This is a genomic window from Actinacidiphila cocklensis, from assembly GCF_907177275.1.
Lineage (GTDB): Bacteria > Actinomycetota > Actinomycetes > Streptomycetales > Streptomycetaceae > Actinacidiphila > Actinacidiphila cocklensis.
This window is the reverse complement of the sequence record NZ_CAJSLV010000002.1, coordinates 183872-207047: the sequence shown is the minus strand read 5'-3', so window position 1 is coordinate 207047 and position 23176 is coordinate 183872. Positions and strand designations below refer to the sequence as shown.

17 protein-coding genes and 4 pseudogenes are annotated in these 23176 nt (G+C 70.0%); 12 read left to right on the top strand and 9 right to left on the bottom strand.

Going from position 1 to position 23176, the window contains the following annotated elements; translation table 11 throughout:
- Positions 1 to 546 precede the first annotated feature (546 nt).
- A complete protein-coding gene (locus NFU81_RS02755; RefSeq protein ID WP_251484518.1) occupies positions 547 to 3324 on the top strand; it encodes an Ig-like domain-containing protein in 2778 nt (925 codons plus the stop codon).
- A 118-nt stretch (positions 3325 to 3442) separates the two neighbouring features.
- Positions 3443 to 3949, top strand: coding sequence for an SH3 domain-containing protein (locus NFU81_RS02750; protein ID WP_308208262.1), 507 nt, complete (start codon positions 3443 to 3445; stop codon positions 3947 to 3949).
- A 214-nt stretch (positions 3950 to 4163) separates the two neighbouring features.
- Here the strand turns inward: NFU81_RS02750 and NFU81_RS02745 are convergent, their stop codons facing one another.
- Positions 4164 to 4703: a GNAT family N-acetyltransferase gene (locus tag NFU81_RS02745; protein WP_251484516.1), complete on the bottom strand. Its 540-nt coding sequence runs from the start codon at positions 4701 to 4703 to the stop codon at positions 4164 to 4166.
- Positions 4704 to 5010: 307 nt separating this feature from the next.
- On the opposite strand from NFU81_RS02745, the gene tdh reads away from it, so the two are divergent.
- From tdh to NFU81_RS02720, 5 genes are all read left to right on the top strand, one after another.
- Complete coding sequence (gene tdh, locus NFU81_RS02740) at positions 5011 to 6039, top strand: L-threonine 3-dehydrogenase (protein ID WP_251484589.1); 1029 nt, start codon at positions 5011 to 5013, stop codon at positions 6037 to 6039.
- A 33-nt stretch (positions 6040 to 6072) separates the two neighbouring features.
- Positions 6073 to 7266 carry a glycine C-acetyltransferase gene (locus NFU81_RS02735; protein WP_251484514.1) on the top strand — a complete coding sequence of 398 codons (1194 nt, stop codon included), beginning with the start codon at positions 6073 to 6075 and terminating at the stop codon, positions 7264 to 7266.
- 30 nt (positions 7267 to 7296) lie between these two features.
- The gene (locus NFU81_RS02730) at positions 7297 to 8244 is read left to right on the top strand and encodes a LysR family transcriptional regulator (RefSeq protein WP_251484508.1); all 948 of its coding nucleotides are present in this window, start codon (positions 7297 to 7299) and stop codon (positions 8242 to 8244) included.
- On the top strand, positions 8245 to 8499 hold the full coding sequence (locus NFU81_RS02725) for a hypothetical protein (RefSeq protein ID WP_251484505.1): 255 nt from the start codon (positions 8245 to 8247) through the stop codon (positions 8497 to 8499). It abuts the gene before it with no gap.
- A 163-nt stretch (positions 8500 to 8662) separates the two neighbouring features.
- Positions 8663 to 10318 carry a phosphodiester glycosidase family protein gene (locus NFU81_RS02720; protein WP_251484503.1) on the top strand — a complete coding sequence of 552 codons (1656 nt, stop codon included), beginning with the start codon at positions 8663 to 8665 and terminating at the stop codon, positions 10316 to 10318.
- Between the two features lie 180 nt (positions 10319 to 10498).
- Here NFU81_RS02720 and NFU81_RS02715 read toward each other — a convergent pair whose 3' ends face one another.
- Positions 10499 to 11248, bottom strand: coding sequence for a hypothetical protein (locus NFU81_RS02715; RefSeq protein ID WP_251484499.1), 750 nt, complete (start codon positions 11246 to 11248; stop codon positions 10499 to 10501).
- 293 nt (positions 11249 to 11541) lie between these two features.
- On the opposite strand from NFU81_RS02715, the pseudogene NFU81_RS41160 reads away from it, so the two are divergent.
- The 3 genes and pseudogenes from NFU81_RS41160 to NFU81_RS02705 form a co-directional block, all read left to right on the top strand.
- Positions 11542 to 12291 (top strand): annotated as a pseudogene (locus NFU81_RS41160) (MGH1-like glycoside hydrolase domain-containing protein); the annotation flags it as partial.
- 154 nt (positions 12292 to 12445) lie between these two features.
- Positions 12446 to 12919: an MGH1-like glycoside hydrolase domain-containing protein gene (locus tag NFU81_RS41155; protein ID WP_422665134.1), complete on the top strand. Its 474-nt coding sequence runs from the start codon at positions 12446 to 12448 to the stop codon at positions 12917 to 12919.
- A gap of 501 nt (positions 12920 to 13420) precedes the next feature.
- Complete coding sequence (locus NFU81_RS02705; RefSeq protein ID WP_251484493.1) at positions 13421 to 16063, top strand: PA14 domain-containing protein; 2643 nt, start codon at positions 13421 to 13423, stop codon at positions 16061 to 16063.
- Positions 16064 to 16223: 160 nt separating this feature from the next.
- Here NFU81_RS02705 and NFU81_RS02700 read toward each other — a convergent pair whose 3' ends face one another.
- From NFU81_RS02700 to NFU81_RS02670, 7 genes and pseudogenes are all read right to left on the bottom strand, one after another.
- Positions 16224 to 16460, bottom strand: coding sequence for a nuclear transport factor 2-like protein (locus NFU81_RS02700; RefSeq protein WP_251484490.1), 237 nt, complete (start codon positions 16458 to 16460; stop codon positions 16224 to 16226).
- Between the two features lie 160 nt (positions 16461 to 16620).
- Positions 16621 to 16905 carry an antibiotic biosynthesis monooxygenase gene (locus NFU81_RS02695; RefSeq protein ID WP_251484487.1) on the bottom strand — a complete coding sequence of 95 codons (285 nt, stop codon included), beginning with the start codon at positions 16903 to 16905 and terminating at the stop codon, positions 16621 to 16623.
- 333 nt (positions 16906 to 17238) lie between these two features.
- Positions 17239 to 17382: pseudogene (locus tag NFU81_RS41150) on the bottom strand (IS5/IS1182 family transposase); the annotation flags it as partial.
- A gap of 567 nt (positions 17383 to 17949) precedes the next feature.
- Positions 17950 to 18033, bottom strand: a pseudogene (locus NFU81_RS02685) (VOC family protein); the annotation flags it as partial.
- A gap of 123 nt (positions 18034 to 18156) precedes the next feature.
- On the bottom strand, positions 18157 to 18663 hold the full coding sequence (locus NFU81_RS02680; RefSeq protein ID WP_251484484.1) for a hypothetical protein: 507 nt from the start codon (positions 18661 to 18663) through the stop codon (positions 18157 to 18159).
- Between the two features lie 738 nt (positions 18664 to 19401).
- Positions 19402 to 19716 (bottom strand): annotated as a pseudogene (locus tag NFU81_RS02675) (SAM-dependent methyltransferase); the annotation flags it as partial.
- A gap of 24 nt (positions 19717 to 19740) precedes the next feature.
- Positions 19741 to 20046: a barstar family protein gene (locus NFU81_RS02670; RefSeq protein ID WP_251484483.1), complete on the bottom strand. Its 306-nt coding sequence runs from the start codon at positions 20044 to 20046 to the stop codon at positions 19741 to 19743.
- Positions 20047 to 20382: 336 nt separating this feature from the next.
- Here NFU81_RS02670 and NFU81_RS02665 point away from each other — a divergent pair, with 336 nt between their 5' ends.
- Both NFU81_RS02665 and NFU81_RS02660 read left to right on the top strand, forming a co-directional pair.
- Positions 20383 to 21582: a glycosyltransferase gene (locus NFU81_RS02665; RefSeq protein WP_251484480.1), complete on the top strand. Its 1200-nt coding sequence runs from the start codon at positions 20383 to 20385 to the stop codon at positions 21580 to 21582.
- A gap of 755 nt (positions 21583 to 22337) precedes the next feature.
- Positions 22338 to 23069, top strand: a complete 732-nt coding sequence (locus tag NFU81_RS02660; protein ID WP_308208261.1) for a YhjD/YihY/BrkB family envelope integrity protein — start codon at positions 22338 to 22340, stop codon at positions 23067 to 23069.
- Positions 23070 to 23176: the final 107 nt, after the last annotated feature.

Below are 23176 nucleotides of genomic sequence, written 5' to 3'. Positions count from 1 at the left end.
CCGGTCGGGCGGGGACCACCAGGAGCGAAGCCGCCAGGGCCGGCCGTCCGCGCGTTGGCTGCGCGGACGGCCGGCCGGCCCTGCTGTTTGGCCGAGGGGAACGTCGAAGGCCCCGCATTCCCATTCGACTCGCATGAGCACCCCACCGCAATGGTTCAAGCCGCCCGAGACTCACGAGCTGGAGCCGCATACCTCCCACCAATTCTCGGGAGACCTTGAGGTCATTCATCTCCTTCGGACGCGTCCTACCTGTTGACGGCACACCAGCCGACTGCCAGGCTGCAGCAGTCATCGGATGTCTCAGACCCTTGCGGCGAAGCCGCGGGGGCGACGGTTCCCGGAGCGCTCATGAATTGGATGTCGTCGGCAGGCAGATTCCTCGGTTCGGCGGTGGCCCTGGGGCTGGTAGGCGCGGGAGCGCTGGCGGCCGGTGCGGGACCTGCGCAGGCCACTGACGGCGGGACGGTGTTGTGGACCGCGCCTGAGGGTCACGGCGCGGCGTGCACCGCTCACAGCCCCTGCGCACTGACTACCGCACAGGTACGGGTGCGAACGCTGGAGCGGGGCCACGGGCCGGCCGGGGTGCACGTCGAACTCCTCGGCGGGACCTACCGGCTGGGAACGACCTGGAAGTTCGGGGCGCAGGACTCGGGCACCCCCGGCCACCCCGTGGTGTGGGAGGCCGCACCCGGCGCCCACCCGGTCATCTCCGGTGCCACCCGGGTGTCCGGCTGGCAGCAGGTGGGCCGCACCGGAGTGTGGTCCGCGCACGTCCCGAGCGGCAGCACCACCCGCCAGCTCTACGTCGACGGCAAGGAGGCCCCCGTCGCCCAGGCCACTCCACAAGCCTTGCGCTTCTCGGGCGACTGGTCCGGCTCAGCCACCGGGTACGACCTCGCCAACGACCCGGCGGCCCGGTCCTGGTTCGCGAGCCTGACCCCCGCCGTGCTCTCCCACGTCGAATTCGACTACCCGGCCGGCAACGGCGCGTGGACGGACTCCAAGTGCGGCGTGGCCTCCATGGCGGGCAGCACCCTGGTGATGGACCAGCCCTGCTGGCGCAACATCACCGACATCTCACCCTTCAGCCAGGGCACCGGCGGCCTGCCGTCGATGCCCACCTCACAACTGCCCGCCACGATCCAGAACGCGCCGAGCCTTCTCGCTCCCGGCCAGTGGTACCTCGACGCCAGCACCTCCACGGTGTCGTACGCACCTGCCACCGGCCGGAAGATCACCGGCCTCGACGTGGAACTCCCCCGGCTGGAGCGGCTGGTGCAAGGCGCGGGCAGCCTCGCCCGGCCGCTGCACGACGTCACGTTCGCGGGCCTGCAGTTCTCCTACGCCACCTGGAACGCGCCCTCGCTGCCGACGGGGTTCGCCGACGTGCAGAGCAACCTGCACCGCACCGGCGCCACCGACCAGGGGCTGTGCACCTTCTCCGACCCGGCCGGCAGCTGCCCGTGGGGCGCACTCACCCAGCCGCCGGCCAACGTCGCCTTCAGCGGCGCCAGTCGCGTGACGCTCACCGGCAACCGCTTCGCTGACCTCGGCGGCGCGGGGCTGAGCTTCATGTACGGCGGCACCCACAACGTCGTCGAGGGCAACGAGTTCACCGCGATCGCCTCCACCGCGCTGTCCCTCGGCTGCACCTACGACCCGACGCCCGGCCAGACCCCGGCCTCGGTGATCAAGGCGAACTGCACACCGGATCCGGACCTCGTCCAGGGCGACACGCTCGGCGAGAACGAGATCCTGGACCACACCACGATTGCGGACAACGTCATCCACGACGTCGGTACCGACTACCGCTCGGCCTGCGGGATCACCCTGCTCTTCAGCCGGCACACCACGATCACCCACAACGAGCTCTACGACCTGCCCTACACGGGCATCACCGCCGGCGTCATCCAGGGCCACGTCGACGAGGCCGCACACCCGCAGAACTCCACCAACATCAACGCCGACAACACCATCAGCGACAACCTGATCTTCGACGTGATGCAGGTCCTGGACGACGGCGGCGCGATCTACATGGAGGGCCACCAGGCCCAGTACGTGTACGCCGCCGACGGCACGCTCGACCCGGTCGCGACCCTCGCCAACGGCCTGCACGTCACCGGCAACGTCGTCTACAACGACGGCTCGCGCTTCAACGCCTTCTACGACGACGCCGGTTCGGAGTGGATCGAGTTCGACGGCAACGTCGAGTTCCACCCGCTGACCTCGATCGGCGCCCAGGGCGGCTGCTCGGCCACCGGCCACTTCTGGGTCACCGGCAACTGGTTCTCCGACTCGGCGGGCTACTACATCTGCGACAGCCCGGTGGACTCCAACATCACCGGCAACACCGTCATCCCCGCCTCGCCCGGCCCCGGCGACGTCCCGCTCCCCGTGCTGGCGAACGCCGGCGTCACAAGCGCCCACCGTGCCCTGGCCGGCAACGTCCCGCTGCACACCGGGTACATCTCCGCGCCCGCCGCGGTCTCCGCCGGGTCCACCACGGACCGGGTCCTGATCGCGGGCGCCGGGTTCACGACGGCCACCCCGGTGTACTTCGGCGGGCAGCAGGCTAGCCAACTGCAGTTCCTCTCCCCCGGCTTCCTCATCGCCACCGTCCCCGCCGGAGCGGACGGCAGCGACGTCACCGTCGGCCCCTACGTCCCGCGGCCGACGATCACCTCCCCGTCGAACGGCACCACCGGACTCAGCCCGACGTTCGCCGTACGCGGCACGGCAGCCGGGGGCAACACCGTCAAGGTCACCGACAGCGCCGACGATGCGTCGTGCACCGCGAGGGCCGGCGACGACGGCACCTGGACCTGCACGCTGGACAGCGCCCAGGCCGGACAGCACACCCTCACCGCCGTCCAGACCGATCCCGCCGGCGTCGCCTCGAAGGCGTCCGCCGCCTCCCTCGTCTACGTCGGCACCCCGCCGGCCGCGGCCCGCCTCAACGACACCGACCCGTCGATCACCTACTCCGGCTGGGACTTCCTGAGCGACCGCGGCTACGGTGACCTCGACGACGACGTCCACTACGCGACGGCCGACGGCAGCAGCCTCACCTCCGACTTCATCGGCACAGCGGTCACCGCGTTCGGCGAGGAGTACACCGACCAGGGCAAGATCAGCGTCTCGATCGACGGTGGCCCGGCCACCGTGGTCGACACCGTGCCGGCCGACGGCGCACGCCACACCGACGTCCCCGTCTACACCAGCGGCACGCTCCCGGCCGGAGTCCACACGATCGTCATCACCAAACTGTCCGGCTCCTACGCGACCTTCGACGGTCTCGAGATCGACAACGCAGACTCCCGGTGAGCGGTGTCGGGCGTGCCGGGTTCGACACTGTTCTTGATCGACATCCTGGAGTGCGCGCCGCGCGCTCGTCACGCGCACGACTGCCTCTTCGTGCATCTATGGGCGTTTCATTCGCACAATGCCCATGTCGGGTCATAACGTGCCGTCAGGGTACTGGCCGCGTTCTGCGGCCGGTGACTGTCGAGAACTGGAGAGGCACATGTCCATGCTCAATGCCCCCGCCCTGCACAGGCTGAGGCGCACCGCTGGCGGCCTGGCCGGAGCGCTCGCCATGGGTGGCGTTCTGTTCGCTGCCACTCCCGCTCAGGCGCTGGCGGCCCAACCCGCCCAGCCGTACGGCACGGTCACCTCGCCTGCCGGCCTGAACGTGCGCCAGTTCCCGAGTACAGACTCATCTGTCGTCAGTTTCCTCGGGTATGGCCAGCAGGTAGGCCTCACGTGCAAGGTCCGAGCGCAGAACGTGGACGGCAACACCGTCTGGTACCTGATGCGGGGCAGCAGCCACGAACGCTGGATCAGCGCCAGGTACGTCGCCAACACCGGCACCGTGCCGTACTGCAACAGCGTCCTGTCCTCGGCCGCGACCGCGCAGGTGCAGGGACAGCACCCCAACGCCAAGGGCTGAACCCCAGGACCAGGTCGGCCCGCCGGGCGCAGGGTAAGTCCCGCTCGCGACATGCGAACGGGACTTCCCTGCGGCGGCGCCGGAAACCGCAAGCGGCCGTCCTGCGGCGGAGCCTGGCACAGCGGCGACAGCCGACAGTCCCCTTGCCGCCCTGAAGGCGATCCGCGCGGCCCGACCGGACGGCGCCCCGGCCTACGCCTCCTGGGCCAGAACGTCAGATCCTCGTACTACGGGCGACGCGGTACAGCACGTTCGGACGCAGAGGCCCTTCGGGCTCGGTGGGGTCGTCGAAGTCCTCGGCCGGGTCCCGGGTCATGCCGATCCGGCGCATCACGGCCTGCGAACGAAGGTTGGTGGCTGTTGTGACAGCGAGGATCTCAGGAAGTTCGAGAGTGTCGAAGCCGTGGGCCAGGACTGTCAGCGCAGCCTCGGTGGCGTAGCCCTGGCCCCAGGCCGAGCGGGCGAGCCGCCAGCCGATCTCCACTCCGGTGAACGGCATGTACTCGTCCACCTCGTCCAGGCCTGCGAAGCCGACGAACTCGCCCGTGGCCTCCACCTCGACCGCCCACCACCCGTAGCCTCGCCGGTCGAACTCGGCCTGGAACCGCGCCACGGAGGCATCGCTCTGTTCGCGGGTGAGCAGGTCGCCCAAGTGCTCTCGAACCTCAGGATCGGCATTCATCGCCGCCCACGGTTCAAGGTCGGATTCACGCCATCGGCGCAGGACGAGGCGATCGGTCCGCAGTTCAGCCATGCTGCCCAGCCAACATGGGCTCTGGCCCCGAGGCAATCTCTTTTCCCGGTCACACCGCCCCCAGAGGCACGGATCGCGCCCAGGGGAAACGAAGCTCCCACCGGCCCGGCGAACCTGTGCGGTCACAGCACCGGCTTCTCGTACTCGCCCCCTCCTGCGACCACGCCCGCGGGTGCCGTCCGGCGTGAAGAAAAGCTGCTGTGCCGCTTAAGAAATCCTCGATGGACCGCGAGCGTCGCCATCGGTCAGGCTTCTCGTCGGCCCGGGCGCTGAACGAGACACCCGGTGGACGACGGGAGCCGTGGCGTTGAAATCGCTGGTCAAGAAGCACGCCGAGCCCGGTCTGTGGCTGATGGACGTGCCCGAGCCGGTCCCCGGCCCCGGTGAGGTGCTCATCAAGGTGCAGCGCACCGGCATCTGCGGCACGGACCTGCACATCAGGGCGTGGGACGGCTGGGCGCAGCGGGCGATCCGCACGCCCCTGGTCGTGGGGCACGAGTTCGCCGGCGAGGTCGTCGAGACCGGGCGCGACGTCGCGGACATCGCCGTCGGCGACCGGGTCAGCGGCGAGGGCCACCTGGTGTGCGGCAAGTGCCGCAACTGCCTGGCGGGCCGCCGCCACCTGTGCCGCGCCACGGTCGGCCTCGGCGTGGGCCGCGACGGCGCCTTCGCCGAGTACATCGCCCTTCCCGCGGCGAACGTGTGGGTGCACAGGACCCCGGTCGACCTGGACGTCGCCGCGATCTTCGACCCGTTCGGCAACGCGGTGCACACCGCACTGTCCTTCCCGCTCGTCGGCGAGGACGTCCTGATCACCGGGGCCGGCCCGATCGGGCTGATGGCCGCCGCGGTGGCGAAGCACGCCGGCGCCCGCAACGTCGTGATCACCGACGTCAGCGATAAGCGCCTCGATCTCGCCCGCAAGATCGGCGTCAGCCTGGCCCTGAACGTCGCGGACGCCACCATCGCCGACGGCCAGCGGGTGCTCGGCCTGCGCGAGGGCTTCGACGTCGGCCTGGAGATGTCCGGGCGCCCCGAGGCCATGCGCGACATGATCGCCAACATGACGCACGGCGGCCGTATCGCCATGCTCGGCCTGCCGACCGGGGAGTACCCGGTCGACTGGTCGCGGATCGTCACCTCCATGATCACGATCAAGGGGATCTACGGGCGGGAGATGTTCGAGACCTGGTACGCCATGTCCGTGCTGATCGAGGGCGGCCTGGACCTCGCCCCGGTGATCACCGGCCGCTACTGCTTCCGCGACTTCGACGCGGCCTTCACCGACGCCGCGAGCGGGCTCGGCGGCAAGGTCGTCCTCGACTGGACCTCCTGACCCATCCACCCGCCTACCCCGAAGGACCTCACCATGTTCGACTCCGTACGCGACGACCTGCGCGCCACCCTCGACGAGATCCGGGCAAGCGGGCTGCACAAGCCCGAGCGCGTGCTGGGCACCCCGCAGTCCGCAACGGTGAGCGTCACCGCCGGCGGCCGGCCCGGCGAGGTCCTCAACTTCTGCGCCAACAACTACCTGGGCCTCGCCGACCACCCCGCCGTGGTCACCGCGGCCCACGCGGCGCTCGACCGCTGGGGCTACGGCATGGCCTCCGTGCGCTTCATCTGCGGCACGCAGGAGGTGCACAAGGAACTGGAGCAGCGCCTGTCGTCCTTCCTCGGCCAGGAGGACACGATCCTCTACTCCTCCTGCTTCGACGCCAACGGAGGCGTCTTCGAGACGCTTCTGGGCGAGCAGGACGCGGTCATCTCCGACGCGCTCAACCACGCCTCGATCATCGACGGCATCCGGCTGTCCAAGGCACGCCGCCTGCGGTACGCCAACCGCGACCTGGCCGACCTGGAGCAGCAGCTCAAGGCGGCGTCCGGGGCGCGCCGCCGCCTCGTCGTCACCGACGGCGTCTTCTCCATGGACGGCTACGTGGCACCGCTGCGGGAGATCTGCGACCTCGCCGACCGCTACGACGCCATGGTCATGGTCGACGACTCGCACGCTGTCGGCTTCGTCGGCCCCGGCGGGCGCGGCACCCCGGAACTGCACGGCGTCATGGACCGCGTCGACATCCTCACCGGCACGCTCGGCAAGGCGCTCGGCGGCGCCTCCGGCGGCTACGTCGCCGCCCGCGCGGAGATCGTCGCGCTGCTGCGCCAGCGGTCGCGCCCCTACCTGTTCTCCAACACGCTCGCCCCGGTGATCGCGGCCGCATCGCTCACCGTCCTGGACCTGCTGGAGTCGGCCGGCGACCTGCGCGAGCAGCTGAAGGCGAACACCGAGCTGTTCCGCTCGCGGATGGCGGAGGAAGGCTTCGAGATCCCGCCCGGGGACCACGCCATCTGCCCGGTCATGTTCGGTGACGCGGCCGTCGCAGGGCGTATGGCGGAGCTGCTGCTGGAGCGCGGTGTCTACGTGACCGCCTTCTCCTACCCCGTCGTCCCCAAGGGGCAGGCCCGGATCCGCGTGCAGCTGTCCGCCGCGCATTCCGCGCAGGACGTGAACCGTGCGGTGGACGCCTTCGTGGCCGCACGGGCAGGGCTCGATGCCTGAGCGGCCGCGGGACCTGGGAGAATTCCCTCCATGATCGAAGCACGGCGGCTGCACATCCTCCGCGCGCTGTCCGACCACCGCACGGTGACGGCTGCCGCCGCCGCTCTCCACCTCACGCCGTCCGCGGTGTCGCAGCAGCTCGCCGCGCTGGAGCAGGAGACCCGCCACCGGCTCGTGGAGCGTTCAGGACGCGGTGTACGCCTCACCCCGGCCGGCGACATCCTGCTGCGCCACACCAACGCGGTCCTCGCCCAGCTGGAGCGTGCCGAGGCGGAGCTCGTCGCCTACAGCTCGGGGGCGGCGGGCACGGTCACCGTCGCGTCGTTCGCGACCGGCATCAGCCTGGCCGTGGCCCCCGCCCTGGTCCGCCTTGCCCGGGTGGCGCCCGGCATCAAGGTCCGCGTCCAGGACGCCGAGGGCGACGCGAGCCTGCGCATGGTCCTCGACCGGCAGGTGGACGTGGCGGTCGCCGTGGAGTACCGCGGTGCGCCGGCGGCCGACGACGCGCGGCTGGTCCGCGTGCCTCTGTACGCGGAACCGTTCGACGCCGTGCTCCCCGTCACGCACCCGCTCGCCGGCGCCGAGCGGGTTGCCCTGGCCGAACTGGCAGGCGCCCCGTGGATCGGCCCCTACCCGGGCAACCCGTGCCGTGACGTGGTGGTGCTGGCCTGCGAGGCGGCAGGGTTCCAGCCGGCTTTCGAGCACCAGTCCGACGACTTCCACGCGGTTGTCTCCCTGACCTCGGCGGGCGCCGGCGTCGCCCTCGTACCGCGGTCCGCACTTCGCGGTGTGGACCTCGGCGGGGCCGTGGTCCGTCCCGTCGACGGGGTCGCCCCGACCCGGCGGGTCTTCGCGGCGGTGCGCTGCGGAGCCGAGGAGCACCCCTTGATCCGGCCCGTGCTGGACGCGCTGCTGGAGGCCGCAGCGGGGAGGCCCGCGCGGGAGGGCCGGGAGGGGTCTGTCCGGATCGTGGGGTGAGTGACGCCGATTGCGGCGATCATCACCCGCGCCGGCCTCGACGTTGCGGGCGAGGTCGCCCTCGGCCACCACACGCACCAGAAGAGCCCCCTGGGCTCGGCCGCCGCACTCGCCACCCTCGACGTCATCGGGAACGAAGGCCTGCTCGAACGTGCCCGGCAGCTCGGGGCCGTCACCGACGCCGAGCCGGCCCGGGCACTGGACATCCTTGCCCGCGCGGTGGCCGAGGTGTCCGCGGCAACGCCTCACCCGTGACCGGCAGTCACGGACGAACCCCGCGAACCGCACACGACCCGACCGGGGGACAGCGCATTTCACGACGGGTTCCCACGGATGTCGATCCCAGGTGCCCTGTCGGTTCCACGTCAGGGATCGGATGGCGGCTGTCCACACGTGTCCGCACCAGGAGGCCCCGCGCATGCGCCGGTTCGAACGTCCTTCCCGCTCCATGGCCGCTCGTGCGGCCGGCGCCGCCCCCCTGGGCGCGGCGGCACCGCAGGGCAGGCGGCGGCTCCTCGTCGCCACCGCCCTGTCCGTGAGCGTCGCCGTCACCGGCCTGACCGCCGTCAGTGCCACCGCCACCACCCCGGCCGGCGCGGGCCGGTGGCAGTGGACGACGCAGGACGTGGCGCCCGGGGTCCAGGTGCGAACCGGCACGCTGACCCGCGCCGACTCCGCGCCCGTGTGGACGATCACCGTCCAGTCCCCGGGGACCAGCCGCCTGACCGGTGCCGCCTCGTGGTCCGACGTGGCCCCTGCCGACTGGGCCACGGCCACCGCCGGCACCCTCACGGCCGCCGGCCTGGACGCCCGGGTGGAGGACGTCGCGTGGCCCGCGTACACGGGACTGCCGCACGGCACCATGGGGCAGCGGGTGCGTGTCGGCTCCTACACCACGCAGGCAGCGGCCACGGCCGCCGCCAGAAGCGTCACCGCGGCGCACTTCCACGCCGCGGTGCAGTGGACGGGCTACGACGCGCAGACTCCGGCCGACCGCGAGAACGTCCACGTCGCCGTCATCGACCCGCACCGCTTCACCGGCACCGTCGAGGGCACCCACGACGGAAGCGTCACCCAGCGCGAGACCACGTCGTCGGTCGCCGCCGGGCTCGGCTCGCTGGTCGGCGTGAACGCGGGCTTCTTCGTCACCGCCGACGCAGACGGCGTCCAGGGCACGCAGTCCGGCATCGGAGCGTACGACGGGCAGCTGCAGTCGATGGCGTCCGGCACCCGTGCCGCCCTGGTCATCCAGAACGGCGGGCACCGGTTCCGGGTCGCCAACCTGGCCACGGAGGTCACCGCGCGCGTCGGCGGCGCCTCGCTGGCGGTGCAGGGCATCAACCGCGTGCCCGGCACCGTGCGCGACTGCGGGCGCCCCGGCGCGCGGCCCAGCGACCTGCCCTGGCAGGACGTCACCTGCACGCTCGCGGACGACGCGGTGCTCTTCACCGACCGGTTCAGCGCCGCGCTGCCCACCGGCGCCGGCACCCAGGCCGTCCTGGACGCCGCCGGCCGGGTCGTGTCGGTCGGCGCCCGCGGCGGCGCCGTTCCGGCGGGCGACCGCGTGCTCCAGGGCATCGGCAGCGCCGGGGACTGGCTGTCCGCCCACGCCGTCGTCGGCCGCACCGTCCAGGTCGACGAGGAGATCAGGGACGAGCACGGCGGCCGGGTCCACCTCGGCCCCCGCGACAGCATCGTCAGCGCCGCCCCCGTCCTGGTGCGCAACGGCCGGGTCGGCATCGACGCCGTCCGCGAGGGCACCATGGACCCGAAGGACCTCTCCTACGGTTACGCCTGGTCGGAGATCCGCCAGCCGCGAACCCTGGCAGGTGTCGACGCCCGCGGCCGGCTGATCCTCGCCACCGTCGACGGCAGGCTGGCCGGCGGCAGCGAGGGCTTCACGCTGAACGAGGCCGCGTCCTTCATCCGCTCCCTGGGCGCGGTCCAGGCCCTCAACCTGGACGGCGGCGGCTCCACCGCGATGGCGGTGAACGGCACGCTGGTCAACTCCACGTCGGACGCGACCGGTGAGCGGGCGGTGGGCGACACCGTCCAGGTCCTGCCCCAGCGCTGAGCGGCCACCGGCGGCTGCGTGCCACCGGCGCGCGGGATGAGCAGGCCCGAAAGGGCGGCCCGTGCCCGGATGCCGGCCCGCGAGGCGCACCCTCGCGGGACGATGTCGTCGATGCGCGCCGGCTGCAGTGACCGCGGGGGGTGAGCGACGTGCTCACCCCCCGCGGCCGGCAGCGCGGTCCTACTCGTCGTGCCGGTCGTGCCGCGCGCCGCCGTGGCGGCGGCCGGTCTCGCCGGCCTCGTCGGCGGTCACCGTGGTGCCGTCGCTGTCGCGGGTGCACGTCCGCGAGATCGTCGCGCCGGTCTCGTCGTGGGTGACGGTCAGGGTGCAGCCGCCGGGCAGGGTCTGGACGGCGAGCCTGGCGTCCGCGTCGTAGGCCGCCGTCAGGGTCCCGGCCGCGGAGTCGGTGCGGGAGGTCTCCAGGCCGCGCGGCTCCTTGGCGCTGTCGTAGGTGTAGGTGGTGGTGGACGGTGCCGAGTCCGCCGTACGGACCGGGCTGCCCAGGGCGTCGTAGGCCGTGGTGGTGGTGTTGCCCGCGCCGTCGGCGTAGCAGATCTGCCGGCCGAGGGTGTCGTACGCGTGGGTGACGGTCTGTCCGCCGCCGGTGAGAGTGGCGATGTCGCCGGTGGCGGGGTCGTAGCCGGTCACGGTGTCGGGCACCGCGGTGCCCGGCCCGCCGGTGACGGAGACCCGGATGGGCCTGCCGGCCGGGTCGTACGTGGTGGTCGAGGTGCGGGTGGTGCTGCCGGAGACCTCGGTGACCTTTGCGGTGTTGCCGAGATCACTTCCACGATGCGGGACACCGGGACTCGGATCGCCCTGGGCGCGGCGGCCATGGGAGTCCGCACCTGACGTGCCGTCGACGGGCGACCGGGATGTTGCCGGATTCCTGCGCGAGGGGTGGACATGACCACAGGGCCGTGCTCTCATACCAAAGGTTTCTAACGTTGTAAGAACACCGGTTCGACGATCACTCGACGAACGGGGAGGACACGGGACCCGAGCCCTCGCGCCGTGGCCGGGACATCTGCTTCATCGAGGACATTTCGGCTGACCGAACGAAAGTCGACGTCACGGCGACCGCTGAGTCAGGCGGTTTGGACGGGAGTTCATTCCTCACATTGCCCGTATGCACACCGCATAAGGAGGAAGCAGTGACAGAGCAGACGTCATCTGCCGGGGAAATCCCTCCCGCCCGGCCGAGGGGCCTCAGCAGACGCAGGATGCTGACGGCCGCGGCCACCGCGGGCGTCACGGCCGGCCTGCCCGGCTCCCTTTCGGCGGGCAGCGCCTGGGCATCGGCGGGAACGCGGCCTCCCGCACCGGGTCGCACGCGCCGTCCCCCGCTGGACGTGGCCGAGTTGGCTCGCCGTCACTACGGCAGCGACGACGCCTGGTTCGCGGCGAACATCCCGTTCGTCGACATCCCCGACCAGGTCATCACGGATACGTACTACTACCGGTGGGCGGCGTTCAGAAAGCATCCGCGCAGCACCACGAGCGGCCGGCTGATCACCGAGTTCATGCCGTCGGTGCCATGGGAGGGGCCGAACGGCACGATCAACGTGGCCTGCGGGCACCACCTGCGCGAGGCGCGATGGCTGCACGACCGCACCTACGTCGAGGACTACCTGAACTGGTGGCTCGGCGGCGGGGGCAACCTCCACCAGTACAGCAGCTGGATCGGCGACGCGGTCTGGGCCGACTACGAAGTGAGCGGCGACAAGCGCGTACCCCTGTCGCACCTCGATGCGCTCAAGGCGGACCTGGAGGCCTGGAGCCCGCAGTTCGACAAGGCCAAGGGGCTGTACTGGATCGTCCCGGTCAACGACGCGACGGAGTTCTCCACCAGCGGCCTGGACGTCGGGGACGGCTGGGGCGGGCAGGCCTTCCGCCCCACGGTCAACAGCTACCTGTTCGCCCAGATGCGGGCGATCAGCCAGGTCGCCGCGCTTGCCGGTGACCGCGCCGCCGCCGCAGGCTACGCGCAGCGTGCCGCCCAACTGGCGGCCAACGTGCAGGACATGCTGGTAGAACGCCGAGTTCCAGCAGTTCACCGACAGGTTCGGCCCGCAGGACCCCGCCCGCTACTTCGGCTTTGCCAGCGGACCGGAACTGGCCGGGTACGTGCCGTGGTACTTCAACCTTCCCGACACCCGCTTCGACAGCTCGTGGCGGAACCTGACCGACCCCGACAAGTTCGCCGGAGCACACGGGCTGCACACCATCTACCCGTCTTCGCCGTACTACCTCGTGCAGCACCGCACGCCCGGCCAGTCCCCCGGCGAGTGCGAATGGAACGGGCCCTCATGGCCGTTCCAGACCAGCCAGGTCCTCACCGGCCTGGCCAACCTCCTCAACGACCACTTCGCGCTGCAGAACGTGGCCTATCACGGCCATCGGGTGAGCGTCGTCTACGACCGCGTCGGATCCCGCTACCGGTCAGGTCTCACCGGGCTGTCGATCTGGATCGACGGAGAGCCGAGCGTCTCCGGCGGGCCGCTGACCGGTGCACGCGTCGACATCTCCCGAGCCACGGAGGTGCCGGCGCCTCGGGTGGCGGATACGTCGGCGGGATCGACGGCACCAGCAGCTCGGTGAGCTTCACGGCCGTCCGTACCGACGCCACCGGGACCCACCCCGTGGGAATCCGCTACGCGAACGGGCTCGGCCCGGCCACCCACATGGTGACCGTCAACGGGGCCGGCGCGTACACCGCGAGCCTCCCCCCGACCGGCGGATGGGGCGCCAACGGCATGTGGAACGTCGCCTTCGTCGACCTTCCGCTCATCGCGGGAGAAAACGTCGTCACTTTCGGCAAGGGCGTCAACTATGCCGAAATCGACTTCGTGTTCATTGCCGACGAGTTATAGGACATGTGAATGAATTTCTCGGCGCTGCACCGGAGGTGCAGCACCCGCACTTCCATGCCGTGGTGCGGTGCAAGCTATTTTGCACAGTCATTGCACAGGGGGTAGACGGCGCTCCACGACCCTGGTTTCATGCTTCCCGTTCAGGGTTTCCAACGTTAGAAAGATGGCGGAGGCATATACCTCCGCCGCTCCTGGACGCCGAGTTCTCCCACGGAGAGGTGTATCCGCAGTGAGATCAGGCAACTTCCGCTCACCGAAGCGACGCCGACTGGCCGCCCTTGTGCCGCTGCTGCTGGGCGCGGCACTGCTCACCCCGTCGACCGCCGGCGCCCTGACGTCGCCGGCGTCCACCGGGTCCGCGGCACCGGCCGCCGACACCCCGCAGGGCCTGCGCGCGGACTACTTCCTGAGTTCCGACGCCACGTCACTGGACTTCGCCCAGTACAGCAGCACCGGCATCGAACCGTCCCTGAACGTCCCCGACCTGCTTCCGACCCTGCGCGACTACGCGGGTTCCACCCTCAACGTCGCGGCGCACTGGACGGGCCGGCTCGACGTCCCGGCAGACGGGACGTACACGTTCTACATCAAGGGCGACAACGGCTTCCGGATGTCGCTCGACGGGGCGAGCGTGATCGACCACTGGAAGACCGACTGGGACGTGCAGACGCAGTCCGAGCCGATCACGCTGACGGCGGGCATGCACTCCCTGGCGTTCGACTACAACCAGGGCAACGGCGGCGCGTACATCACGACCGAGTGGTCGGGCCCCGGGATCAGCCGGCAGGCGATCCCCGACTCGGCGCTGCACCTGCCGGCCGGGTTCACCCCGCCCACCGTCGACGCCGAAGTCACCTCCTCGGGCAGGACCGCGACCGTCCAGCTGCCCGGCCCGGTCACCACGCTGCCCTCCGACATCGGCAAGCATCTGGCGGTCATCGCCGGCAGCAGCCGGTGGACGCCCGGCATCACCGTCAACCCCGCCGACTCCTCCCAGCTGCTGCTGACCGCAGGGGACTCCGACAACCCCGCCCCGCTGAAGGCGAAGGTGCGGATCAGCTATGACGGGCAGGGCGGCCTGGCCACGGCCGCGGGACCCGTACCGCTGATGTCCGGCCTGGCGGCCAACAACTCCACCTGGTACTTCGCCACCAAGTGGGCCAAGGACGTCAGCCCCGGGAACGCGCTCCCGGACTACCCCCGGCCGCAGCTGACCCGCGACCGGTGGCAGAACCTCAACGGGACCTGGCAGTTCCAGGCCACCGACGAGAACGCCCCGCTGCCGACGGGCAGCCTGAGCGGTTCGATCCTGGTGCCGTACCCGATGGAGGCGCCGCTGTCCGGCGTGGCCGAGCACCACGACTGGTCGCTGTACCAGCGCACGTTCAGCGTCCCGCAGAACTGGCGGGTCGGCTCGGGCAACCGGCTGCACCTGAACTTCGGCGCGGTGGACTACGAGACGTGGGTCTACGTCAACGGCGAGCAGGTCGCCCACCATGTCGGCGGCTACGAGGCGTTCACCGCCGACGTCACCGACGCTCTGATCGGCCGCGGGCCGCAGACCGTCCTGCTGAAGGTCAAGGACACCACCGACGACGCCACGCCGACCGGCAAGCAGTCGCGCAGCCCCAGCGGTATCTGGTACACCCCGAGCTCCGGGATCTGGCAGACCGTCTGGCTGGAGCCGGTGGCCGGGGCGAGCATCGACTCCCTGGTCCTGACGCCGAACCTGGCCGACGACTCGCTGGCCGTCACCGTGCGCCCGGCAGCCGGCACCCCGGCCTCGGCCCGGGTGAGCGCCACCGCGTACGCGGGTCAGACCCCCGTGGGCACGGTCACCGGCACCGTGGGCACCAAGCTGCGGCTGAGCGTTCCGCACCCGGAGCTGTGGAGCCCCGACCACCCGTATCTGTACAACCTCCAGGTCACGCTCGCCAGCGGCGGTTCGCACGACGTGGTGGGATCGTACTTCGGCATGCGGTCGATCTCCGTGGCCCAGGTGGGCGGCGCGAACAAGATCGAGCTGAACGGCAAACCGACGTACGTGCTGGCCACATTGGACCAGGGCTTCTGGCCGGACGGGATCTACACCGCTCCGACCGACGCGGCCCTGAAGTCCGACCTGCAGTTGCACAAGCAGCTCGGTTTCAACGCGGTGCGCAAACACATCAAGGTCGAGCCCGCGCGCTGGTACTACTGGGCCGACAAGCTCGGCCTGATGGTCTGGCAGGACATGCCCAGCCGCAACGACGGGCCGAACGCGAGCGCGGCCAGCGACCAGGCATTCACCGACCAGGTCCACCAGATCGTCGACCAGCACATCAGCAGCCCGTCCATCGTGATCTGGACGATGACCAACGAGGGATGGGGCGAGAAGACCAAGGAGGCCACCGGAGCGCTGGCCGACGCGGTCAAGCAGCAGGACCCCAGCCGGCTGGTCGACCCGGCCTCCGGCGTCAACTGCTGTGCCTCGAAGGGGGACTCGGGACGCGGTGACCTGATCGACTACCACGTCTACCACGGCCCCGCCTCACCCTCCCCTGACGCGACCCGGGCGGCCGTGGACGGTGAGCACGGCGGGTACTCGCTGACCATCCCGGGCCACATCCTGGGCGTCTCCGGCGGCCAGAACTACGGTGACGTGCCCACCATCGAGGAGCTGACCAAAGCGTACGTCGCCAACACCGGCCTGCTTCTGCCCGGCGCGGCCGGAAGCCTGTCCGGCTCGGTCTACACGCAGATCAGCGACGTCGAGGGCGAGCTGAACGGCCTGGTGACCTACGACCGTGCGGTCCTGAAGGTCGAACCAGGACCGGTCCGGGACATCAACCGCAGGCTCATCGCGGCAGGCGCCGCGGCGGGCGGCTCGTAGCCCGCGTCCCGCCCCAGGGCGGCACCCGTCAGGCCCGGCGGCACCCTCGTGCTGCCGGGCCTGGCGCGCGCTGCAAAGCCTGATCCCCTGCGGACCGCGCCCTGTGCGGGGCCGAGCTCAGCTCGCTCCAATACTCCCGGCCGGCAACGATCCGCCCGGATCACACCGTCCAGAACGACGCCACTCGGTGCACGCCCGTCGTCTCGTGCGGCACCTCCACCTCGGAGACCGCCTCCTCGCCTGCGGCCACGATCCGCAGCACCCGGATCGACCAACCCTCCGGGTACTCCGCATTGATGATGACGTAGTAGTCGCGACCTACGATCCGCTCGACGCTGACCGGCCAGTCGATGACGACGTCGTCGGCCAGCAGCTCGCCGACACCGCGACCACGCACACGATGTCCCCGCCCAGACCGGCGACGGTGCTCGGTCTGTCGCGGCCCGAAAGGCTGAGCACATGCGGACTACCCGCACCGGTCGATGAGCGTGGGCTGGAACATCACCGGGGTGGGCGAGGAGCCGCCCGCCCGGTGTCGAGGGTCACTCCGCAGGCCACTACCCAGCAGCCACAACCTGGCCGGCCGAGATCTGAGGAGGGTTGGGGAGCAGTGACGCAAGGTTGTCTGCAACGAAGTCCGCCGCCGTCCTGACCGACTCCTCGGCGCCGGCTTGGTCGTCGAAGACGCTGGTGGAGACCATCGTTCCGCCCCCGGCGTCGACCCAGTAGTAGGCCACGAATCCGGGGACCTGACGGAGGAGCGACACGAATCCCTCCGCCACTCGGCGTCCCGCCTCGGCAGGATCAGTCACCCCTTCGTAGCGCCGCACTACTGCGTACATAGCTGATCTCCTCTTGGATCCCTAGGCCACCTTGTGCGCATCGACGTACCCCCACCGCACGTTTCCCGCTCGCGGAACGTCAGAAAGTGACTCGGATAGGCGAGGTCCGTGTCGCCGTCGGGCGGGGCCGGGTCGACGCCGGTCGAGTCCGTGACCGCGAGCGCGGTGGCCGCGCGCTCGCAGCGCTCGTCGCGTACGAAAACCCGTGTGACGTTCTGTAACCCTTGTTCAGCTGGCACGGTCGTGTTCGAGCTGAAGCATGACGAGGGCGGCTCGGGCAATTCGGGTGATGGCCGTGGGGTCGAGGCCGACCCGGCGCAAGGCCTAGACCTACAGCGGCCAGCCGTCCGGGGCTGAGATGACCTGCACCTTCCCTCCGTGGTGCTTGTGTTTCCCAGACCACCACGGATCCGCTCCGTTAGGGCCGGCGGCGGCCACGCGGCCGGTGCGGATCACGGTGCCGCCCAGGTTGAGGTGTCCTGCCGTTTGGCGCACCATCACACACCGCAACCGTGACGTTTCCGAGAAGACCTCACTGAGGGTGGCGCTGGCTAGGGGTGGTCGACCCGTGCTTGCGCTCGTCCCGACTTACTCCACACACACGCGCCTTGCGTCTTCCTTGGATTCCCTGGATCTCACGCCTGACGCGGAAGCCGATGTAACCCCACGCCGGTAGCGATGCGAGAAGGCTCATCAGCCGGTCCTTGACGGACCACCCTGACACGGCCCCGAGAGCCATCGCCCCGTAGACCGCCGCCCACACGACCGCATATCCGAGCAGACGATTCATGCCCTCTCCGTCCCATTCCGAAGACTGAGGTCGGTTGTACAGCACGCGAACCGCGCAGACCGAGCCCCTCGTACTGCTTCAGCTCGAACACGACCGCGTCACCTGGACAATGATCACAGAACGTCACCAGACGTTACCGAGAAGACCCCACTGAGCCCAGGCGTCTACCGTGGCGCTTCCAGATATGGATCCAAGGTATCGACCGAGGAGCTCAAGGGGCGTCAACGGTAGGCGCACCCCTGCGGTATCTCCTGTCAGTCCCGGACGAGACAGAACGGGTGACCTGCCGGATCCGCAAAGATGCGCCAACTCCGCTGGGCATCTCCCTCGTCGAGCAGTAGGCACCGCGGCTGGAGAACGAGGACGCCGATGCCGAGCTGCGTCACCCCAGCCGCCGTCGCGTGGCTGCACGGCTTCCGACGTCAACGCATCCGCTGGGAACGACGAGCCGACGTCAACGCCTATGAAACGGCGGCGGCATGGTGCAGTTCACACCTGTCGTGCTGGAGGTGCAGCCGACGGAGGTCTTGCAGCGCGGCGAGAGGAAAGGGGTGCTGAACCCACTTCACCAAATAGCCGTCCTCGCCGTGGATCTGCAGTACCGACTGCGCAGCCTCCATGACGACGTGTCCGAGAAGGCCTCGCGGCTGCGTGGAACCCCAGACGAGTGTGCCTTCCTGGTCCGGCGCATCGAAGCTCGCGGAGATATCAGGGAAGCAATAGATCGACAGGTCAACTTCCGGACCTCGGCCTCGCAGGACCCACCTCACTTCAACCGGTTCCAGGTCAAAAGAGAGGCAGTGAACAGGCGTGGAGCCGTACAGACCCGCCACACCGTGAAGCACGTCGGCAAGAGCATCCGTGCAGTAGCTCACGAAGTCCTTCCGCTCCGAAGAGCCGTCCTTGATAATGCAGGTCGCCCAGCCGCTTCCGCTCAGTTCCCAACTGAACGTGAGACCATCGGTCATTCCGCCCCTCCCGGTGATCGTCTCCGAATACGGTACAGCGCAGGGGCAGACGGAACACCTCGCATCCGACACCGGCAGCGGCGCCGGCCCCCTCGAACGGCTCGTCGCCAGCATCGCCCCGACCTCATCTCCGAGTTCGGTCACGATCGCCCAATCAGCCGGCTACCCCGCTGCTGTACGGCCGGTGGCCAGGTCCTCGTCGCCTCACCGTTCGAGGTCGTGGGCCGGCCGGTGCCGTACCGCATCGGCGTCTTCGCGCTGGACGACGCGCGCTGCCTGCAGCTGCCCCCGGAGTACCGGTAGCCGAGAAGAAGAAGCATGCAGCCGAGCCTGGGAGCCCCAGCGCGGCCCCCATATTCTGCGGAGCAGTAGGAGAATCGGCGGCCAAGACGAGTGGCGGGCATCACCTTCCAAGCCGGCGACCGCAACTGGGAAATCGCTGTACCCGCACTCGACGTACCCCTCGTACGAGCCGCCATGACCCGGGCCGGAAGCCAGGACTGATCGCTGAGCCTGCTTCTCAACCTTGGAGTCCTGTCAGGAGGTATGCGACGTCAAGGCCTCTGGTCAGGTAATGGGCTTTGGGCCGAACACGGTGGGACTCGGCGTAGGGCGGGCGGCCCGTACGGATCACGCGGTTGGCTCTGACAAGTATCCGGTGCAGCTCGCGGTCTGTTCTCCCGGGCGTCAGGCCTACCTCCTTGTCGGCGACGAGGTGTACATACACCAGTCCGCACGTCAGCGGCGGAGTGCGACCAGGAGATCGACCACGTAGGTCTCTTCCACCTCGTCGCGGGGAAAAGCCTCGACCAGCCGCTTACACTCCTCGGCGAAAAACGCCTGGCGGTCAGCCTCTTCAAGGACGAGGAATGCCGATCGGCTGCCGATGTCGGCGAGATGCATGTCCAAGGAGACAGTGCGGCTCCAGCGCACCTGACGGCACGCCACCCGAAGCCCTGTCAGCCCCGCCAGCCGGATGGTGTCGCTGTCCGAAGGGCGCACCGCAGACCTTGGCTTCACCCCGCAGTGGTGCGCAATGCGCCCGTGCTGCTCGCCGGTGACGGCGGGGGTGAGCTGTCAGGTCGGCTCGTGTACGACGAGTCGTGAATCCCGCCCGGCGAAGCATCGTCTCAATTCTCGTGCTTGTTGGTTGCCGGCAGCAAAGATGCCCCGCTTGTCGACGTGAACGACCAGGACGTCATGGCTGTCAATCACCTCGGAGATCCCACGGACCTGGATGGTGTCCCGCCATGCCTCGGTGTTGCGGCCAAACCACTCCGGCAGCCCACAGGGATCGGCCACAGCATCCCAGAAGTCGCCGAGGGATTCGATGGGCAGGCCCCTCAGGTCCACCACGAGTTCGGTCTCGGACTTATCGACCATCGTGGCATCGTAACCAAGCCCACCTGACCGCGCGACGGATGAGACGTCGCCTCTGACCAGCGAAGACTCCGTCCCGCCCGGGCGCGCTGCAAGCTCGGCCTCCCACGCGGCCGGAACGGCGAGCCGGCCGGCACACCACAACAGACGGAACTGCGCCGGGGCATGTCTCACCGCGGTATGCGACCTCTTTGCCGGACGGCCATGGACGCTGCCCGCAGTCGGCTGAAAGTCAAAAGCAGCGCCAACGTACAGCGCTCCGGGGTACTTGCCGCAAGGCCGCCGTCCGGCCGCAGAATGCCGACCGAGGCCGGTACCTGCCATGACGGGAGTTGCGTAGTGCGTGTGTTGTTATCGACTTATGGGACACGCGGGGATGTCGAACCGCTGGTGGCCCTCGCGGTGCGATTACGGGAACTCGGCGCGCAGGTGAGGGTCTGCGCGCCGCCGGACAAGGTCTTCGCCGAGCTGCTGGCCAGGGTCGGCGTGGAACTGGTGGCGGTCGGCAAGCCGATGGGCACGCTGGCGGAGCCGTCGACGGAATCGGCGACCTCCGAACGTGGGACCGAGCTGGCCGAGCAGTTCAGCACGGTCGCCGCGGCGGCCGAGGGATGCGACGTGCTGCTGGCGACCGGGCTCGCGCACTTCTCCTCGCGGTCGGCGGCCGAGAAACTCGGCATCCCGTATGTGTACGTGACCTTCTGTCCGTTCATGCTGCGGTCGCCGCACCAAGCACCGCCCGCGCTGCTGGCGGGACAGTCGTTCCCGGCGGAGGTGACCGACAACCTGGCGCTGTGGGACCTGCACACCCGAACCGTCAACGCCTTGTACGGCGGGGCGCTCAACGCCCACCGGGCCTCGGTCGGCCTGCCGCCGGTGGACGACGTCCAAGATTTCATCTTCACCGGCCGGCCGTGGCTGGCGTCGGACCCGGTCCTCGGCCCGTGGCGGGAGACCCGGGAGCTCGACGTCGTGCACACCGGGGCGTGGATCCTGCCGGACGAACGCCCGTTGGCGGACGACCTGCTGGCGTTCCTGGACGCGGGCGCACCCCCGGTGTTCGTCGGCTTCGGCAGCGCGCGTGACGTCCCGGCGGACATCGCCCGGGTGTCCGTCGAGGCGATCCGCGCGCACGGCCGCCGCGCGATCGTCGGCCGCGGCTGGGCCGAACTGGCGCGGATCGACGACCGCGACGACTGCTTCGTCGTCGGCGAGGTCAATCAGCAGGCGCTGTTCGGCAGGGTGGCCGCCGTCGTGCACCACGGCGGTGCGGGCACCACGACAAGGGCCGCCCAGGCCGGAGCGCCGCAGGTGGTGGTGCCCCAGGCGGTCGACCAGCCCTACTGGGCCGGCAGGGTGGCCGCCCTGGGTATCGGCGCGGCACACGACGGCTCGACTCCGACCACCGAGTCGCTGTCAGCCGCACTCGCGACGGCTCTCGGCACGGAGACCCTCGCACGGGCGGGGGCCGTGGCCGACAGCATCCGTACCGACGGAGCAGCAGTGGCCGCGAAACTTCTGCTCGACACCGTCAGCTGAGAAAGGCCGTCGGTGCGGGTGAGCCCCAGGACCCCGGCGATCTTGTGGAACGTACCGTCTGCGTCTCACGGCACGCTGGTGCAGAGCCTGCCGACGGCAGCGCCAGGAGCGGACAGCTTGTCCGAGTCCGGCCAGAAAAGAGGCGCCCCCGCCGGCAGCGGGGGCGCCTCCTCGGGATTCCGTTCGCTTCGGGGCCTGGGGGTTGCTCCGAAGTGTCCGACGGTGCGAACACCGCTCCCTAGTGGTGGTCGATCAGCCTTACGGCGAGCGTCCAGAGCATTCGCGCACTCAAGGCAACGCCTAGCCGTTTGGCTAACTCCTGGACCGGGCCCATACGCCTGCGGGCAGGTTCCTTTTCCACCATTCATCACCTCATCTCTTTTCCTCAATGAGCCGGGTCGACCGGGTGATTCGGCGACCCCCAGCCACCGAATCGCACATGCGACCCGGCCCAGCCCACTCTTGAGGTGAGGCCCTTCGAGCGTTGCACGCGTCAGGCGGACCCACCAGGGCGCACTGGGCTCGCAGGGGGGAGCGCGCACGGGCCAGTTGCGCTCCCCCTCCCCCGGGCCATTGGTGTACCCGTGACCGGCAAGTCCTCGTGTCGACGGGGGGAGCGGGCATGGGCAACGGGATAAGAAGAGGGGGTGAGTCACGAGGACGAGGCCGTATCCCGACGAGGACGCAGATGGCGCCGGTGGAAGAGCCGCTGGGACTCGTCCTCTGCCGCACTGGTGGTGCGCCGGGGCGTCGAGATGGAACTGATGTCACGGGCGCTGAGCTTCGCTGCCCTGAGTCTGCTCACCCTGCTGCCCCTGGTGACCCTGGTCGGCGCCGTCGACCCCCACAGCGGCCTGGGCGCGGGGAAGTTCCTGGGGCGCGTTCTGGGCCTGTCCTCCTCGTCCCAGGAACGCATCGCCGAGGTGGTCGTCAATCCCGCGCAGGCGCTGCGCCGCACCACGGCGTTCGGCCTCGCCGTGCTCGCCGCGTTCGGTCTCACCTTCGGAACGGCACTTCAGACGGGATATGAGAAGGGGTGGGGACTCAAGGCGGCCCACTGGCACTCCTTGTGGCGCCACGTCATCTGGCTGGCGGCATTCGTCGCCTACCTCCTGGTCTCTGTCGCGGCGCTCGGCCACGGCTCGGCCATTGCCGAAGAAGGCCTCGGGGCGGTGGCCACGGTCGTCGTCTCCCTGCTCTTCTTCTGGTGGTCCCAGCGGTTCCTGCTCGTCGGACGCGTGAGCTGGCGGGCGCTGCTGCCCGGGGCGGTGGCGACGACACTCGGGCTGATCGGCCTGCGGATCTTCTCGGGTCTCGTCTTCTCCCCCCTGATCGCCTCGAACGCCGTGACCTACGGGCCGGTGGGCACGATCCTGGTCGTCCAGTCCTGGCTCACCGGCGTCGGATTCGTCGTCTACGGCGGCGCGGTCCTCGGACGGGTTCTGCACGAACGCCACACGTCGCATGGCCGGGCGGGCAACACATGAGCGCGTGCGCAGCCGCCGGGTGGGAGCCATCCTTGACCCCCTCCGGGGTGGGGGTTTCCCCCGGGCACGCACGGGCGGTGGCGGGAGTGACCGCAGGGGTGCGGCCA